Consider the following 17,367-nt stretch of genomic DNA (forward strand, 5'->3'; position numbering starts at 1 on the left):
GCGATTCCACAACCCAAGAAAAAGAAGGCAGCTGGAAATGCGTCAACGGCATGCTTTAGGCTTAACCATCCGTCCGTGAAAATGGGGCAAAACCCTCTGAACCCTTCGCCAGATCCACGGGCATGTACCATTCGTAAGCGTTGTTGTTCAGGCTGACCATGGAGCCTACTCCCTTCAATATTGCCTTTGGCTCGCTGGTTGGAAAATAGGTGGAATAAGGCCGAAGCATCCCCAAGTCTGTGATCTGGATCAGAACAATTTTGTCGATGCCGTATTTTTGCTTCAGTGGCGAAAAGTCTTTCTCGGCGATGTCCGTGTCTCTGCCGCTGTAATCGGGCAGCTTTTCGATATCCAGGTCCTCAGGGATCACGATTACATTGGAACCCTTTTTTCGTAGTAATTCAGCCAGGTCGTCCTCGATTTTCGGTAGATCCTCATGCGGCAACGTCCGTGTGTAATCGATAAGCGAGGAATTGGCCATGGCCGCGGCAGCGATACATAGCAAACAGCTAGCTCCCGTGAGTTGCATGTCCACTTTTGGCAGTGGCGTCATGGCGACACCAACCCGATGGGTTTTTGAGACTAATGTGTTTTCAGAAAGAGAAAGAGGCCGCTGGGGCGTAGCACAACCAGTGAGGATCAAAGCAGCTGCAATGAGAATGGGAGCAAAAAACGATTTATTTCGCATGATTTTTCGATGTAGGATAGTTAAAGGCTGAATTCAAATTTTTTCGGAAATGCCCCAGGAACATTACTTTTTTAATAAAAGAAAAACTTCAAAGCTGAATGATGGATGTCTATTAAAGACATCAGTTATTTCTTTATTGTCGTCACCTGATCGATCCGATCATTCTGGTCATACGAAACCTCGAATGCCATTTCGTCGCCGCTAAAGACAGCTTCCGTTGGGGTGCCAACCACCTCCCATAAGCCCAGGGTCATCACATCGGCTGCTCCATGGAAAAGCGCTCTGCCAGCTTTTGCACCAGTGCTGTAACCTTGGACGAACTTGAAAATTTCGTATTTCCTCCCGTTTCTTATCTCACTCATGGCAGGGGCGCCAAACTCTCCCAGAAGCATGACCCGAGGAGTACCTATCTGGAATAAACCAACATTCTTCTTGTCGGGCTGCTTCGCCGCCATGAAGACTGAACACCCGGAGCTAAAAACCAATGCAAGCATGCAAACAAAGGCAGTCCAGTTTCTTGAGATCATTGCTTTTCCCCTTATTTAAGTTGATCTAAGTAGTTGTATTTCCATGAACCTAAATGCTATTAACCGCCACCGCATCCCCCGCCACATCCTCCGCTCCCACAGGCTCAAGTGGCATGGGTTGCGCTTCTCTTTTGTGGCTGATACATATCGTTCTCCTTTAGAATTGAGAGTGCCTCCCCAGGCCTGGTCGTCAGTTTGGACAAAAAGTATCCATGACTCGGATTGAGGTATTACACGCCGGAACGAATATCCGGAAAAGCGCAGGAATAAGTAAGCCAGCTACGCAGAATTGCGTAGACGCTTGCCGGCGCCAGCTGGTGCTGCCAATGAGAGGGAAACCGCTTTCCGGGCAAAACAGATAACGAAAAAAGAAAGAAAAGCGTAAATGTATGCAGCCCACCTACGCAGCGCGATGGATTCGCACGCGTCTGCTTCGCGCATAATGGAACCATGAAGCTCCGGCGAAAACTTATCTTGCTGGCCCTGGTGCCGCTTGTACTGGTGCTCTGCACGGTCGCCCTCATGGTCAATCACCAGTCGGCCGAACTGGCCAGAGCGCAGCGCGACGTGATCGAACCAGCGTATCTCGCCAGCAAGCAGGACGAGCTCAGGAGCTACCTGATGCTGGCGCAGCATGCCATTGCCCCGCTTTATGGATCAGGCCGCACGGACGAAGCTACATTGTCGGAGGCAAAGGCCATCCTGCATCGGCTGGATTATGGAAATGACGGCTATTTTTTCGTGTACGACCTGCAGGGAACCTTGCTCGTGCACTCCCGCCCGGAGCTGATCGGAATAAACCGCCTGGATTACCGCGACATCAATGGCCACCCCATCGCCGAGATGGTGATCAGGAAGGCACGCGAGGGCGGAGGATTTGTCCAGTATGCGACAGAAAAACCTTCCACCAGCAAACCCGCCGCCAAGCTTACCTATGCCGTTCTTCTCCCCAACTGGGGATGGGTGCTGGGCACGGGTATTTACCTGGATGATGTCCAGAGCGTACTTGCGAAGGTGAACGAACAGGTGGCAGTCAACAACTACGACACCCTCCTGTGGATAGGGGTGTCTGCATCCCTCGGCATGGCGGCCATCATCGTCTGCGGCCTGATGCTGAACATCAGGGAGCGGCGGGCGGGACAAGAAGAAGAGCGCAGCCGGGTTGCAAGCGAACTGCATGAAGGCATCTGTCAGCGGCTGGTCGCAGCGAAGCTACACACCGCAACCGGCCTCGTTCAGCTCGCGGGCGTGCCGCCCCCCTATATCGCGGCGCAAGCCACGTTTCGGTACCTGGAGAGAGATTTGAAAGATGTCCTGCGGGAGACGCGGGAAATCGCGCGTGGGCTGCACCCGATGATTCTGAAGGACCTTGGGCTGCCGGCAGCGCTGCGGCAGCTCGCCAGCGATATGGCAAATGAGACAACCTCCATCCGCTTCTGCAGCCGTGGTCCGGTCGGAGGGCTTCCCGATGACCCCAGCCTTGCCCTCTATCGTCTCGCCCAGGAATGCTTGTCCAACATCAAGCGGCATTCCCAGGCCAGCAGGGCGATATTGCGGTTGGCAGGGCACGGGCAGGCCGTGCGGCTTACCGTATGGGACAATGGCATCGGCTTCGATCCAAATTGCATGACCAGCGATCGTACACGCGGAGCGGGTCTGCGCAACATGAAAGCCCGCGTGGAAGAGGCAGGCGGCCGACTTACCATTACCTCGATACGGGGAAGCACGAAGGTGACGGCCACCATTCCCCGGCCCTTTTTACAACGACTGATACCCTCATCATGCTCAACCTCCCCATAAAGATACTGATTGTGGATGATCACCCCGTATTCCGTTACGGCATAAGGGCGCTGCTCGAAACCCAGATCTGCTTCAAGGTGGTGGCTGAAGCCGGGAGCGCAAAGGAAGCAGTGGACCATTTGGAGAAAACGGATATCGACCTTGTGCTGCTGGATATCAGCATGCCGGATACGGACGGCATCGAATTGACTTCCCAGCTTCGAGCCCCTTATCCACGGCTCGCCATACTCATATTAACGCTGCATGAAGAGGACCAGTATGTCCGCCAGGCAGTAGCGGCAGGAGCGAATGGATACCTGGTAAAGACCGCTGACCCTGGTCATATCTTTAAAGCGATTCATATGGTCGCCGCTGCCAGGAAAGGCGTTATTCCAGAGAACTTCCGACCCGAACTGCTGCTTAGCCTGAGCGAACGGCGAGTGTTGTGGCTCACCGGCCACCGGGAATACGATACCGCGAGGATTGCATCCAGAATGGGTATAGTCGAGGCCACCGTGCACACCCATCGGCATAATATCTGGCAGAAGCTGAAGGCGGTTCTTCCTGAAGCGGAAACGAGCAATCCCAATCTGCTGGTCATTCTCGGCGTGGAGTACCGGCAGCGATGCCCCGAGTACCCCTCGGAATGAACTTTGCCATCAAAGACAGGCGTGGCATTTTATCCTTGCAGTACTCCTCATCCTTGCTCTCAGATGCCTGATCCTTCGCCTGCGCTGACGGAGCGGGCGTGAAGCTGCGCAAAAAAATCTTCCTGCTGGCCCTGGCGCCACTTGTACTGGTACTGTGCATGATCGCCGTCATGGTCAATCACCAGTCGGTCGAGCTGGCCAGGGCGCAGCGCGAAGTGATCGAGCCGACGTACCTTGCAAGTAAGGAAGGCGAGCTCAGGAGCTACCTGATGCTGGCGCAGCATGCCATTGCCCCTCTTTATGATTCAGGCCGCATGGACGAGGCAGCAAAAGCGGAAGCCAAAGCCATTCTCTCCCGCATGGATTATGGGGAAGACGGTTATTTTTTCGTGTACGACCTGCAGGGGATCCTGCTCGTGCACCCGCGCACTCCCGAGCGGGTCGGAACGAACCGGCTCGATTATCGCGACATCAACGGATTTCCTCATGTCCAGCACCTCATCGCGCACGGACGCGAGGGCGGCGGCTTTGTCAGATACGTCATCGAAAAGCCGTCCACCGGAAAACCCGCGCTCAAGCTCACCTATGTCACGCCGCTGCCAAAATGGGGATGGCTCCTCTGCACCGGCATCTATCTCGAGGATGTGGAATATGTGCTGGCAGGAGTGGACACGCAGGTGACCGGCAACAATCGCGACACGATGCGCTGGATAGGGAGCATCGCCTTTCTGGGAATAGGGGTTATCATTTTTTCCGGCCTGATGCTGAACATCAGGGAGCGCCAGGCGGGACAGGAAGAAGAGCGCAATCGGGTTGCAATCGAACTGCACGACAGCATCTGCCAGCAGCTGCTTTCCCTTAGATATCAGGTTGAAGCAATGGGAATCAGGCTGCTGGAAATACCCGCCCAATTCGCCGTCGCGGAAAATCCGTTCAAGCGCATTAGCGCGGAACTGGCCAATATCCTGGGCGAGGTCCGGGAAACCGGTCGCGGGCTGCACCCGATGATCCTCAAGGACCTCGGACTGCCGGCAGCGCTGCGGCAGCTTGCGCAGGACATGGAAAATGAGACAACCTCCATCCGCTTCCGCAACCGGGGCCTAGTCGGCGGATTGCCTGGTGACACCAGCTTTGTCTTCTATCGTCTCGCCCAGGAATGCCTGTCCAACGTCAAGCGGCATTCCCAGGCCAGCAGGGCCGCAGTGCGCCTGGCAGGGGACCGGAAGTCGGTGCGCCTCATCGTATGGGACAATGGCATCGGCTTCGATCCGAATTGCATGACCGCCGGGCACTCACGCGGAGCAGGTCTGCACAACATGAAAGCCCGCGTGGAAGAGGCAGGCGGCCGGCTGACGATTACCTCGATGCCGGGAAACACGAAGGTGACCGCCACTATTCCCCGCCTTTTTTGCAACGCTTCCTCCCCCTCCATGACAAGCGATCTTCCTATTAGGACACTGGCGCGCACAGTACAGTTCGGGCTTTGAGAAACCTTTCTCCAGACCAGCTCTACAGCTAGCTCTGCCCCGGACAAAGCCCGACCTCTCCCGATCCTTGCTACTTACAGCACCCCCGGTATTTGTGATCTCCCTCCTGCATAAACCTGCGTAAGGAAGCTACACAATCTTATGCTTACCAACGATTTCCACCCGGCGAATACTTGATTCTGTCCCCACAAACTCAGATTGGCTGAGACTTACCTGCGCCGATCATCACATTCACGACAGGAGGTGGATCATGGATACTCAGGAAAATTCATGCACGAACAGGGACGTTTTGGCAGTGCCACCACTGGACAGCCCGAAACAGGAACTGGCATTCTACGACCTGCTCTGGCTGATCGTTGGCGGCGGCTTTCTCCTGTCCCTGATATGGGACTCGTGGCTTCTGCTGGTTGCCTTGGTTTTCTCTGTTTACTGGTACCTCCGCTCGCGACAGGAGGCGCAGCGGACGAGATTCCTCCGGGCGTATGAATTTCCCGCTCCTGTCAGGGAGCGGGTGAGGAAGCGCTATCCTCACCTGGCGGAGGAGCAATTGTCCCTGGTCATGCTAGGGCTGCGGCAATACTTCATATTATGTAATGTCGCGGCAGGTGGCAGGGTGTCGATGCCCTCTCAGGTGGTGGACGCGGCTTGGCACGAGTTCATTCTGTTCACGCGCGAATATGCCGACTTCTGCAACAAGGGGCTGAATCGCTTCCTGCATCATGTGCCGGCTAACGGGGCATCTACAGCGGCGGTGTCACCCAATGGAGCTAATGCAGAGATGAAGACAACATGGGGGCTTGCCTGCAAATGGGAAGGGATCGACCCCAAGAAACCGGAGCGGCTGCCGTTCTTGTTCGAAATCGACGCAAGATTGCTCATTCCCGACGGATTCTGGCATTCCCTCGACAATGACTACGCGACGGATGGCGATCAGGCAAACGAGGGCGGAGAGGGCGGCGGTTGCGGCTGTGGCGGATGTGACGGTGGCTGAGGAGCAGGTCAGGTTGTTGTAAATCTCTCGATCGGTTTTGTTCAGCGACTTTTCGGGTTATCCAGTTTTAACAACTGCGCTCTCAGTTTACCCAGCACGGTGCAAAAATTGGCAAGCCTTTCTTTTTCCTGTTCCACCACCTTGGCGGGGGCGCGTCCAACAAAGTTTTCATTCGCAAGCTTGCTTTCCGCCTTAGTCATTTCTCCTTTGACCTGGGCAATTTCCTTGGTCAGCCGGGCGCGTTCGTCATCCACATTTACTTCGATTTTCAGCATCAAGCTGTATTCGCCGATGACTGCGACGGGCGCCTCCACGGGCGGCAAGCCGTTTTGCAGGATTTCCACGCCCGACAGTTTAGCCAGTGCCATCAGGTAGGGCGAAAAGTCAGTGAGCGCTTGCTCGTCCCCGACAACAAGCAGCGGCACCCTTAATGCCGGGGATAGATTCATTTCGCCCCGCAGCGCCCGGCAGGCATCGATTACTTCCTTTAGCGCAACGATACGCCGGGTTGCATCTTCATTGATCTTCCCCGGATCAGCCTGGGGATACGGCTGCAACATGATGCTCGCCCCCTGCCTGCCGGCAAGCGGCGCGACGCTTTGCCACAATTCTTCGGTAATGAACGGGATAATGGGATGGGCAAGCCGTAGTGTCGTCTCAAGTACTCTTGCCAGAGTGCGGCGGGTGGCCCGCTGTACTGCATCATTGCCGTTGTTCAACTGCACCTTGGCAAACTCCAGGTACCAGTCACAGTACTCGTCCCAGACGAATTCATATATTTCGCGAGCCGCAATATCGAAGCGGTAATCGTGATACGCCTGCGCTACTGCGGTTTCCGCCACCTGCAAGCGGCTGATAATCCACTCGTCCGCATCGGAATATTTTGCTGGCATCGAGTCTATCAAACCCGTGTCTTTTCCCTCGCAGTTCATCAATACATAGCGCGAGGCGTTCCACAGCTTGTTACAGAAATTTCGATAGCCTTCGCAACGCTGCATATCGAATTTGATATCGCGACCGTGGGAGGCGAGACTGGCGAAAGTGAAGCGCAGTGCATCCGCGCCAAATGCGGGAATTCCGTCCGGAAAATGCCTTCGCGTTATTTTCTCGATAGACCCCGTCTGCCGGGGGTTCATAAGGCCGGTGGTGCGCTTGGAAATAAGATCCTGCAAAGTAATGCCATCGATGAGATCAAGGGGGTCGAGCACATTACCCTTGGATTTACTCATCTTGTGACCCTCTGCATCCCGTATCAGCCCGGTTATATAGACTTCCCTGAACGGTATCTTCCCGGTGAAGTACAGCGACATCATCACCATTCGCGCTACCCAGAAGAAAATGATATCGAATCCGGTGATCAGAACTGATGTGGGCAAAAAAGTGGGAAGTTCCGGTGTTTCTTCAGGCCAGCCAAGCGTGGAGAATGGCCACAACGCGGATGAAAACCATGTATCGAGGACATCCTCGTCCTGCACGAGCTTGCGCTCGCCGGCCAGCCGTTGCGCCTCCTCCTGACTATGTGCGACAAAAATGTTGTTGTCCTCGTCATACCAGGCCGGAATCCTGTGTCCCCACCACAATTGGCGCGAGATGCACCAGTCCTGGATATTTTCGAGCCATTGGTTGTAAACATGGCTCCAGTTTTCCGGAATGAATTTCACTTCGCCGCTCGCCACGACTTCCAGCCCACGTTTCGCCAGCCCATCCATCGCGACATACCATTGGTCTGTCAGCATGGGCTCGATGACCGTATGGGTGCGGTCTCCGCGCGGAACCATCAGCTTGTGGGGCTTGGTGTCAACCAGCAGACCTTGATTTTGCAGATCGGAGATTATTTTCTTGCGGGCCTCGAAACGATCCAGCCCCTGATACTCTACAGGGGCCAGGTCGTTTATCTTGCCATCCAGCGAGAGTATGTTGAGCGGAACGAGTTTGTGCCGCTGCCCTACCTGATAGTCATTGAAATCATGCGCAGGTGTGATTTTCACACAGCCCGTGCCGAATGCCGGATCGGCGTAGTCGTCGGCAATTACCGGGATGCTTCGTTCGCATAGGGGTAGGCGGACATGGCGTCCGATCAGGTGCCGGTAGCGCGGATCATCTGGATGCACAGCGATCGCCATATCGCCCAACATGGTTTCAGGCCGGGTGGTGGCCACAATCAATCCTTCTGACCCCATTCCATCCGGGTCTGCCCCGGTAGTCTTCTCAAGCGGGTAGAGAATATGCCAGAGAGAGCCTTCTTCCTCCACAGATATCACTTCCAGATCGGATACCGCGGTCTGCAGTACCGGGTCCCAGTTCACCAGGCGCTTACCGCGATAGATGAGGCCATCGCGGTAGAGCCGCACGAAAACTTCAGTAACGGCTTGCGATAGCCCCGCATCCATGGTGAAACGTTCGCGCGACCAGTCGCAGGAAGCGCCTAATCGCCTCATCTGCCGGCTGATAGTGGAGCCCGATTCCGCCTTCCATTGCCACACACGTTCAAGGAATGCTTCCCGCCCCAGGCTGCGCCGGTCGATGTCCTGTTGATCCAATTGCCGCTCTACCACAATCTGTGTTGCAATCCCGGCGTGATCCGTACCCGGTTGCCAGAGTGTGTTGTCGCCGCGCATGCGATGATAGCGCGTGAGCGCATCCATCAAAGTATGCTGAAAAGCATGCCCCATATGCAGCGTGCCTGTCACATTGGGCGGTGGCAGCATAATGCAGTAAGCATGGGTGTTGTCCGCCGCGGTCTTGCCGGGCATGGGCTTGAAATAGCCGCCGGATTCCCATCGCGAATACCAGCGGCCTTCAATCGTGCGGGGGTTAAAGCTTTTCTCTAGTTCCATGAATAGTGGTCATATGGAGCGCCCGCCATTATAGCGGAAGGCAGGGGAGCGAAAGGCAGGGCTTTTATCGCAGCGGGGACACGAATTTCTATTGATTCAATGAGCAAACAGCAGTACAAAAGTCATACCGGCGAAAACTGGTATCCCCAGACGTCCGAGGCACGGCATTGTTGGCTTGCGCTTGATTCGGGCCCAGGCTGAAAATGATGAGATCCATGGTATTTTCTGCCCGGATCATAGCGTTTGCCGGTTGTTCTTTTTTCCAGGAGCGCGTTCGGTCAGGTGATGGAATCTGGGCAGAATAAAAAGCTCTCAGAGACCAAACAAACGTGACTCCAGCGCTTGAACCAATTTTTTGCGCGCTCCGGCTTCCAACTCGGCCCCTGTATCCCTGAGCGCGGAATCCAGAACCTGCTCCAGTAGAAGCGTAACGTCAGACTGTGGCGACAGCATCGCAGGCGTTACGTGCACTATTTCAGTGAGCGTTGGTATGTTATCAGGTGCGCTTGATGGCGTGTCGAGCGGCGCGCGGTCTAATGCAGCTCCCGGAAAGGAGCCTGGAAGAGAATTTGACCCGCTGTCTGCTTCGGCCTGCGCCGAGGCAGGCGATCTGTCCTGGTGCTTGCGCAGCAATGCATCCAGCTTGCGCAGGATCTCGTCATACTCGGGTTCCTGTGGCGCTTCATTGCTGCTGTTTGTCATGAAAGGCCCCAATTCATGGAATAAATGAGATGGAGGTAGGTAAAAATTCCAGGCTCATGAAGAGCGCCGGATATCGAATTTTTCGAGCCTGTGCCGGCTATACCATTCCCAGCTTGTGATGGCGGATTTCGTATCCGCGGTCCTGGTAGAAGCGGTAGCGCTTGCGTGCGGCCTGCGTATCTTCCGGCGTAGTCCCCGTGATTTCGATCAAGCGGCGGAAACGGCTGAAGAAAGACGGGCTTTCAGCGTCCAGGTTGAACAGCACGTCATCATGGGTAAGTTTAGTGGCATCGTGGGAGAGGATGACCGGCGTTACATCAGCCAGTTTGTCGTCGGCACGGCAATGGGGAATAAAATCAGTTGATGAAAAAGTCCACAACAGTTTGTCGAGTCGCTCGACAGTTGAAACATCAGACGTATAAATCATTACCTTGAGGCCTTTGCGCACCGCCTTGGCGACAAGGCGGCAAGCAGTGTGAAGCTTGTCGCCGCCGGAGTAGAAATCGATTTCTGTCATGCCGGCTATTTCCGTCAAGTGCTTTTCTGTCCCGCCCGTCCGATCAGAAATTGCGTCAGCAGTGGTACCGGGCGGCCCGTTGCGCCTTTCTCCTTGCCCGATTTCCACGCGGTACCCGCCACATCCAGGTGCGCCCATCGATATTTGCCGGTGAAGCGCGACAGGAAGCACGCTGCCGTAATGGTGCCGCCAGCCCGTCCGCCAATATTACCCATATCCGCAAAGTTACTTTTCAGCTGCTCCTGATATTCGTCCCATAACGGCAGACGCCAGGCGTGGTCACCCGTACGCTCCGAGGCACTGAGCAGCTCCTCAGCCAGTTCTTCGTCATTACTGAGCAGACCTGATGCAACATGGCCGAGCGCAATGACACACGCGCCGGTAAGGGTGGCGATATCTATTACTGCCTCAGGCTCATAGCGCTCGGTATAGGTCAGCGCATCGCACAGGATCAGCCTTCCTTCAGCATCGGTATTGAGAATTTCCACGGTCTGTCCCGACATGCTGGTAACGACATCCCCGGGCTTGGTGGCATTGCCACCCGGCATATTCTCCGTAGTGGGGATGATGCCGATAACGTTCACAGAAAGCCCCATTTTTGCAATTGCCGTAATAGTGCCGAGCACACTGGCTGCGCCGCACATGTCGTACTTCATTTCATCCATTTCCGCCGCAGGTTTCAGCGAGATGCCCCCGGTGTCAAAAGTAACGCCTTTGCCCACGAGCACAATGGGCTTTTCCTTTTTTCCCCGGCCCCAGTATTCCAGAGCGATCAGCTTGGCGGGTTGGCGGCTGCCGCGGGCGACCGCCAACAATGCGCCCATGCCAAGCTTCTCCATGTCCTTCTGCTCCAGGACGGTAGCTGTGAGCTTGTAAGTTTTGGCGATACTGGTCGCCTGCTCCGCCAGATAGGTTGGGGTGCAGATATTGGGTGCAAGGTTACCCAGATCCTTGGCTAGATTCATCCCTTCAGCGATGGCGAGCCCTTGTTGCAGGGCTTCTTCACCAGCGGCAAGTTCCGCGCGGCTGTCCGAACCCATCACGCCCAGCGTGACTTTGCCCAGATGTGGTTTGGTGTCCTCGACCTTGCTTTTAAGCCGGTCGAAGCGATAGGTGCTCTCTATCGCGACAATTGCAGTTTGTAAAACTTTCCAGGCAACGTCGCGGCTTTTTACTGCCACTTCATTCAAGAACAGCGTCACATCAGCGGCGCCAGTTTCATGTAGCGTCTTGAAAGTGGCGCGTACCGCGTCACGGTACGCTTTATCGCCGAGCTCCGTCTCCTTGCCGAGTCCCACCAGCAGTACACGGTCACACACCGTATTGGGCACATTGTGCAGCATAAGCGTAGAGCCGGGCTTGCCCCGCATATCCCCCTTGCGCAAGATGCCGCTTATATACCCATCGGCGATCTTGTCGATGGCTTCCGCCGCTGGGGTCAGCTTATGCTCCTCAAATATGCCCACCGCCACGCAGGCACCGCGCTGCTTCTCCGGGTTTACGCTTTTTATGCTAAATTTCACCACTTGCTCCTTATTCAATATCTTGCCCGCAAACTTGTTCAAGCCAAATAATGATCGATTATCGCCGGACTGTTTGCATAAAGTCAAAGTGGATAAGAATATTTCCACCACGCTTCGCGTTTTCGTCCGGTCTTTTATTTTTGGTTCGCGCTGTCGTTGCGCTTATTGTCATACCCAAGGGTACTGGTATTATGGATGCCTTCGGCATTTATTATGGGGACTTAACGGGTTTAATGGTTGAAAAACGTATTTCTTGTTTATGAACGAAGATGATTTTGAAAGCAAAGCGCGAACATGACTATCAGGCGAAGCTTGCCACCCCGTTTGCCGTTCTCGGACTCCGCATCGAGGAAGACTGGCTGACGGATATCGAGTATCTGCCCCTCGATACACCGCTACTCGATCCGAAAACTCCACTGGCTCGGGAAGTCTGTAATCAGTTGCAGGCGTACCTCACTGATCCAGGTTACGTTTTCGACCTGTCATTGCATATCGGAGGCACTATCCATCAGCGGCGGGTATGGCGTGCGATTCAGGACATTCCTAGTGGAGGGACCCGGAGTTATGGCGATATCGCTACGCAACTGCATTCTGCGCCGCGCGCCGTTGGGCAGGCGTGCGGCGCCAACCGGCTTCCGATTATCATTCCCTGTCATCGCGTTATCGCTAAGGGCGGTGGACTTGGCGGATTTATGAATGCAAGTGATGGGATGCCGCTCGACATAAAGCGCTGGCTGTTGCAACATGAGGGCGTTTGAAGTCAACGGGGCGGTTCTCGATGAGTTTTCCGACGCGTTATGGCTGGAAGATGGTCTGTCCCGTAACACTCTGCAGAGCTACCGTAGCGATCTGCAGCAGTTTGGCGAGTGGCTCGCAAAAAAGCGGGATGAAAAAAATAGTTTCCTGGACGCCAGCCATTCCGATCTGCTCGCGTTTCTTGCCGATAAGGTTTCCGCTAGAGTCAAGGCCGCTACCACCAGTCGTGAACTATCGAGCTTGAAGCGGTTTTATCGGTTTTTGTTGCGGCAGGGAAAAATTCAGGTTGACCCGAGCCTGAATATCGAGACGCCGAAACTTCCCCGAAACCTCCCCGCAAGCCTGACTGAGACGGATGTGGAAGCCCTGCTTGACGCGCCCGATGTAAAACTTCCATTGGGGGTGCGCGATCGCACAATGCTCGAAGTGCTGTATGCCAGCGGACTGCGCGTATCGGAGCTGATCAGTCTTCAAATCGCACAGGTCAGTCTTGGCATGGGCGTCATACGGGTGACAGGCAAGGGTGGAAAAGAACGTCTGGTGCCCTTGGGCGAGGACGCGCTGGAGTGGGTGAGCCGATACGTTACCGAAATCCGATCAGGCTTGCTAGACGGAAGATCGAGCAATGCGCTGTTCATTACAGCCCGGGGTTCGTGCATGACACGCCAGGCTTTCTGGTACCTGATAAAACGCTACGCGCGCCAGGCCGGCATCATCAAGCCATTGTCGCCGCATACTTTGCGCCACGCTTTCGCAACGCACTTGCTCAACCACGGCGCAGATCTTCGTGTGGTGCAACTGCTGCTAGGCCATGCGGATATTTCCACCACGCAAATTTATACGCATGTTGCCCGTGAGAGATTGAAGCGGCTTCATTCCACTCATCATCCGAGAGGATGATGATCACTGTCCTTATGAGAGGATCAGGGTGGACGAGAACGGATTTTCGGACGGTAGAATTGCGGCACTGCTACTTCTCGCGGCTTGATTCGATGCTTGGGAGCGGCAGCCCGATTTTCGCATTGTCTCCTTTACCTCATCTGTTTAGAGTTATCATAGGTGTCTCAAGAACATGGTGCTGTCTATAATCCGTAAACACTATCCCCAACAAATCTGGAGAGATCATGCGTAATCAATTGCCTGTTATTTTTACCGCTATAACGTTGATGTTGGGCGGCTGTGCCAGTTCGCCTGAAACGCAGAGTACCAGGACCAGAGATACGGCGATAGGTGCAGGAATCGGCGCAAGTGCGGGCGCGATAATTGGCGCGATAGCGGGTAAAGGCAAAGGCGCGGCAATCGGCGCCGCCGCCGGCGCCGGCGCCGGTGCTATCGCCGGTAATATATGGTCCAGAAGAATGGAAGAGCAGAAGCGAGAGATGGAACAAGCTACCGCCGGCACAGGAGTCGAAGTTGTAAAAACGCCTGATAACCGCCTGAAGCTTGATATTCCAAGCGATATTTCATTTGATACCGGACGCGCGGAGATCAAACCCGATTTCAGATCGATATTGGACAGTTTCGCAGCGAGCCTGAGCAATAATCCCGTGACGCAGGTTTCTATTATCGGACATACCGACAGCACGGGTAGCGATGCAGTCAATAATCCCTTATCGTTCAATCGTGCGATGAGCACACGTGAGTATCTGGTAAACCGGGGTGTTTCTTCGAATCGAATAAGTGCTGACGGTCGCGGTTCCCGAGAGCCGCTTGTGTCGAACGATACTCCCGCAAACCGGGCAAAAAATCGTCGCGTCGAGATTTTTGTGGCTGAGCCACAGGCCAGGTCAGAATAAGATCAATGTCCAGCTGACGGGTGGGTAACCAGGCTGAGCATCGACCGGAAGGTTGAGTCTGTGCTGGGACGTAGGTTACGGGCTGGTATGAGAATCTCTTACCGGTATGCGCCAGATAAATGCAACCAGGGTGATGCCCAGCACACCGAGGGCCAGTTGATGCCAAAAAGATGGCATCATCAGTATTGAACTGCCGAATGACAATGCCGTCAGCAGGTATACCCAGCGCTTTACCTTGCGGGGAATGCTGCGGTGCTCGGTCCACTCGCGAATTATGGGACCGGCAATGCGGTTGGCGAGAAGCTTGTCATGGAAGCGTTTCGAGCTGCGCGCGAAGCAAGCCGCAGCCAGGAGCAGGAAAGGAGTCGTGGGCAGCACCGGCAGTACGATACCCGCCACGGCCAGTATCAGGGCGGCAAACCCTGCCGCCAGGTACAGGTACCGCACGACAGCCGAATCATGCAGGCGCAATAAAGGTTCCTGCGAAGGCTTTTGCTGATCCTGACGTATCTCTTCGTTGACGCGCTCTTGCATGGATATAGACTTGATGGAGCGTTATATAAGGGGTGGTCAGAACCGGGTGATCCTTTTAGTGACTGCTTTATCGGGCGGCGATACAGGTTGACGCGGGTATAATATGAAAATATGCAGGCGAGTCGGATTTTCATTAATTTTCGAGGTAATCATGTCTAGAGTAAACGCACTGATCAATTTAAGCGTATTGATATTGTTGGGCATCGTTTTATTGCCCCAATCAGCATTTTCCGAAACCAGGCAAGGAGCGTCGAGCGTGACTGAACTCATCAAGAACGATACCAAAGTAGGAACCGGGGAAGAGGCAACCGTAGGCAAGGCCGTTGAAGTTCATTATACCGGCTGGCTTTATGATGCGAGCGCTCCGGATAAAAAGGGCGCGAAATTCGATAGCTCCCGCGATCGCGGAGCCCCTTTTTCATTTCTGCTTGGCGCAGGCCGGGTAATCAAGGGTTGGGACCGGGGTGTTGCAGGGATGAAAGTCGGGGGGCAACGCACTTTGATTATTCCTCCGGATATGGGCTATGGTGCGCATGGGGCGGGGAATGTAATTCCGCCGAATGCGACCTTGATTTTTGATGTTGAGCTATTAGGCTTGCGTCAAGGGTCAACGCATTGATCTCCGGATAAATACCCCTGTCAATTCGGGAACCTCTTTCTCTTTGGTTACAAGGTGAATATAAGATAAATAAGCGCCTGTTTTGCCACCTCGGGGGATTCGCGCCTGGTTAGCGAAAAACCCTGAAATGCACGTTGACTTATCTGCCTGAAACATTCACAATTAGCAGTTTCGTTCGGAGGGGTTCCCGAGCGGTCAAAGGGATCAGACTGTAAATCTGACGGCTCTGCCTTCGAAGGTTCGAATCCTTCCCCCTCCACCAAATCAGGGTGACCGTATATTTGCAGGGCTCTGCGGGGCCAAAACTCGCAAGGTGCTTGCTTCCAGGGGCTTGATGATGAGTCTGGCTTTCAGGTAGCGGGGGTGCGTGGTGGTGCGCGATGCCTTTTCTCTGGTCAGTGGGCTGATTGCTTTGGTCCAGCGTGGTCGCGAGATGCGGGTGTAGCTCAATGGTAGAGCAGAAGCCTTCCAAGCTTACGACGAGGGTTCGATTCCCTTCACCCGCTCCAGATACAGGGCGGAAAAAGTTAAAGTGTTGGCAACCCGGTGTTGCAAGATTTTTTGTTTTTTTGGTTCGGGCAGGTTTCAGGCAGAAAACACGCTTGCCCATGTAGCTCAGTGGCAGAGCACTCCCTTGGTAAGGGAGAGGTCGCCAGTTCAATCCTGGCCATGGGCTCCATAGGCGTTAATATAGAAAAAGTGCTTTAAAAAAGGGACCATCATGGCAAAGAGTAAATTTGAGCGGACGAAGCCTCACGTGAACGTTGGGACGATAGGTCATGTGGATCATGGCAAGACCACATTGACGGCGGCGATCACGATGGTATTGGCGAAGAAGTTTGGAGGCGAGGCGAAGAGTTACGCGCAGATTGACTCGGCGCCGGAAGAGAAGGCGCGGGGCATCACGATCAACACCTCCCATGTTGAATATGAGACGACGAAGCGGCACTACGCGCATGTCGACTGCCCGGGACACGCCGACTACGTCAAGAACATGATAACGGGCGCGGCGCAAATGGACGGGGCGATACTGGTGGTATCGTCTGCTGACGGGCCGATGCCGCAGACGCGCGAACACATCCTTCTTGCACGGCAGGTGGGCGTGCCCTACATCATCGTCTACATGAACAAGGCGGACATGGTAGATGATGCCGAACTGCTGGAACTGGTGGAAATGGAAGTGCGCGAGCTGCTCTCCAAATACAATTTTCCGGGGGACGACACTCCGATCGTCATCGGATCGGCGCTGAAGGCGCTGGAAGGCGACCAGAGCGACATAGGCGAGCCGTCCATTTACAAACTGGCGGATGCGCTGGACAGCTACATACCGGAGCCGGTTCGCGCCGTGGACGGCAGCTTCCTGATGCCGGTGGAAGACGTCTTCTCCATATCCGGGCGCGGCACGGTGGTAACGGGCCGGGTGGAACGGGGCATCGTCAAAGTAGGCGAGGAAATCGAGATAGTCGGATTGAAGCCCACCATCAAGACTGTCTGTACCGGCGTGGAGATGTTCAGGAAACTGCTGGACCAGGGACAGGCTGGCGACAACGTGGGCGTATTGCTGCGCGGCACCAAGCGCGAGGAAGTCGAGCGCGGGCAGGTCCTGTCCAAGCCGGGCAGCATCACCCCGCATACCAAGTTTGCCGCCGAGATATACGTTCTGAGCAAGGAAGAAGGCGGGCGTCATACACCTTTTTTCCAGGGCTACCGTCCCCAGTTCTACTTCCGCACCACTGACGTGACGGGTGCGATTGAACTGCCGGCGGGTACCGAGATGGTGATGCCGGGCGACAATGTGTCGGTGACGGTAAACCTCATTGCGCCGATCGCGATGGAAGAAGGTCTGCGTTTTGCCATTCGCGAGGGCGGCAGAACCGTTGGCGCAGGCGTGGTGGCAAAGGTTATAGAGTAACCGCGTCAGATATCCATTCCAGGCGTTGAAGCGTGTGTCCATATATAGA

General features: G+C 54.9%; 16 protein-coding genes and 3 tRNA genes. 12 read left to right on the forward strand and 7 right to left on the reverse strand.

What is annotated here, in order from left to right; translation table 11 throughout:
* Window positions 1–61: 61 nt before the first annotated feature.
* Entirely contained in the window at window positions 62–688 is a 627-nt protein-coding gene (locus BMZ14_RS13855; protein WP_074798614.1) for a hypothetical protein, read from the reverse strand.
* A 125-nt stretch (window positions 689–813) separates the two neighbouring features.
* The gene (locus tag BMZ14_RS13860; RefSeq protein WP_143072011.1) at window positions 814–1,215 is read right to left on the reverse strand and encodes a hypothetical protein; all 402 of its coding nucleotides are present in this window, start codon (window positions 1,213–1,215) and stop codon (window positions 814–816) included.
* Window positions 1,216–1,665: 450 nt separating this feature from the next.
* Here BMZ14_RS13860 and BMZ14_RS13870 point away from each other — a divergent pair, with 450 nt between their 5' ends.
* From BMZ14_RS13870 to BMZ14_RS13885, 4 genes are all read left to right on the forward strand, one after another.
* Window positions 1,666–3,015: a cache domain-containing protein gene (locus BMZ14_RS13870; RefSeq protein ID WP_074798618.1), complete on the forward strand. Its 1,350-nt coding sequence runs from the start codon at window positions 1,666–1,668 to the stop codon at window positions 3,013–3,015.
* Complete coding sequence (locus tag BMZ14_RS13875) at window positions 2,997–3,644, forward strand: response regulator transcription factor (protein WP_074798620.1); 648 nt, start codon at window positions 2,997–2,999, stop codon at window positions 3,642–3,644. Before BMZ14_RS13870 ends, BMZ14_RS13875 begins: the two co-directional genes overlap by 19 nt.
* A gap of 98 nt (window positions 3,645–3,742) precedes the next feature.
* On the forward strand, window positions 3,743–5,131 hold the full coding sequence (locus BMZ14_RS13880) for a cache domain-containing protein (protein WP_074798622.1): 1,389 nt from the start codon (window positions 3,743–3,745) through the stop codon (window positions 5,129–5,131).
* A gap of 250 nt (window positions 5,132–5,381) precedes the next feature.
* A complete protein-coding gene (locus BMZ14_RS13885; RefSeq protein ID WP_074798624.1) occupies window positions 5,382–6,122 on the forward strand; it encodes a glycine-rich domain-containing protein in 741 nt (246 codons plus the stop codon).
* Between the two features lie 41 nt (window positions 6,123–6,163).
* On the opposite strand, the gene BMZ14_RS13890 is transcribed toward BMZ14_RS13885, so the two are convergent.
* From BMZ14_RS13890 to BMZ14_RS13905, 4 genes are all read right to left on the reverse strand, one after another.
* Window positions 6,164–8,959: a valine--tRNA ligase gene (locus BMZ14_RS13890; protein ID WP_074798626.1), complete on the reverse strand. Its 2,796-nt coding sequence runs from the start codon at window positions 8,957–8,959 to the stop codon at window positions 6,164–6,166.
* Between the two features lie 312 nt (window positions 8,960–9,271).
* Window positions 9,272–9,661: a hypothetical protein gene (locus tag BMZ14_RS13895; RefSeq protein ID WP_074798629.1), complete on the reverse strand. Its 390-nt coding sequence runs from the start codon at window positions 9,659–9,661 to the stop codon at window positions 9,272–9,274.
* Window positions 9,662–9,758: 97 nt separating this feature from the next.
* Complete coding sequence (locus tag BMZ14_RS13900; protein WP_074798631.1) at window positions 9,759–10,178, reverse strand: DNA polymerase III subunit chi; 420 nt, start codon at window positions 10,176–10,178, stop codon at window positions 9,759–9,761.
* A gap of 14 nt (window positions 10,179–10,192) precedes the next feature.
* A complete protein-coding gene (locus BMZ14_RS13905) occupies window positions 10,193–11,701 on the reverse strand; it encodes a leucyl aminopeptidase (protein WP_074798723.1) in 1,509 nt (502 codons plus the stop codon).
* A 269-nt stretch (window positions 11,702–11,970) separates the two neighbouring features.
* Here BMZ14_RS13905 and BMZ14_RS13910 point away from each other — a divergent pair, with 269 nt between their 5' ends.
* From BMZ14_RS13910 to BMZ14_RS13920, 3 genes are all read left to right on the forward strand, one after another.
* The gene (locus BMZ14_RS13910; RefSeq protein ID WP_074798633.1) at window positions 11,971–12,459 is read left to right on the forward strand and encodes a methylated-DNA--[protein]-cysteine S-methyltransferase; all 489 of its coding nucleotides are present in this window, start codon (window positions 11,971–11,973) and stop codon (window positions 12,457–12,459) included.
* Window positions 12,446–13,357 carry a site-specific tyrosine recombinase XerD gene (gene xerD, locus BMZ14_RS13915; RefSeq protein ID WP_074798635.1) on the forward strand — a complete coding sequence of 304 codons (912 nt, stop codon included), beginning with the start codon at window positions 12,446–12,448 and terminating at the stop codon, window positions 13,355–13,357. The genes BMZ14_RS13910 and xerD overlap by 14 nt, the downstream gene beginning before the upstream one ends.
* 224 nt (window positions 13,358–13,581) lie before the next feature.
* Window positions 13,582–14,253 (forward strand): YiaD family glycine zipper/OmpA-like lipoprotein, encoded by a 672-nt coding sequence (locus BMZ14_RS13920; protein WP_074798638.1) that lies wholly within the window; start codon window positions 13,582–13,584, stop codon window positions 14,251–14,253.
* Window positions 14,254–14,328: 75 nt separating this feature from the next.
* Here the strand turns inward: BMZ14_RS13920 and BMZ14_RS13925 are convergent, their stop codons facing one another.
* Entirely contained in the window at window positions 14,329–14,787 is a 459-nt protein-coding gene (locus BMZ14_RS13925) for a YbaN family protein (RefSeq protein ID WP_074798640.1), read from the reverse strand.
* Between the two features lie 151 nt (window positions 14,788–14,938).
* Between BMZ14_RS13925 and BMZ14_RS13930 the strand changes: the two genes are divergently transcribed.
* From BMZ14_RS13930 to tuf, 5 genes are all read left to right on the forward strand, one after another.
* The gene (locus tag BMZ14_RS13930; protein ID WP_074798725.1) at window positions 14,939–15,406 is read left to right on the forward strand and encodes an FKBP-type peptidyl-prolyl cis-trans isomerase; all 468 of its coding nucleotides are present in this window, start codon (window positions 14,939–14,941) and stop codon (window positions 15,404–15,406) included.
* A 177-nt stretch (window positions 15,407–15,583) separates the two neighbouring features.
* Window positions 15,584–15,668: transfer RNA gene (locus tag BMZ14_RS13935), tRNA-Tyr, on the forward strand.
* Window positions 15,669–15,841: 173 nt separating this feature from the next.
* Window positions 15,842–15,915: transfer RNA gene (locus tag BMZ14_RS13940), tRNA-Gly, on the forward strand.
* A gap of 95 nt (window positions 15,916–16,010) precedes the next feature.
* Window positions 16,011–16,085, forward strand: a tRNA-Thr gene (locus BMZ14_RS13945).
* 42 nt (window positions 16,086–16,127) lie between these two features.
* The gene (gene tuf, locus BMZ14_RS13950; protein ID WP_074798642.1) at window positions 16,128–17,318 is read left to right on the forward strand and encodes an elongation factor Tu; all 1,191 of its coding nucleotides are present in this window, start codon (window positions 16,128–16,130) and stop codon (window positions 17,316–17,318) included.
* The last annotated feature ends 49 nt before the right edge of the window (window positions 17,319–17,367 follow it).

Origin of the sequence: Nitrosospira briensis (genome assembly GCF_900115125.1) — a bacterium.
GTDB classification, from domain to species: domain Bacteria; phylum Pseudomonadota; class Gammaproteobacteria; order Burkholderiales; family Nitrosomonadaceae; genus Nitrosospira; species Nitrosospira briensis_A.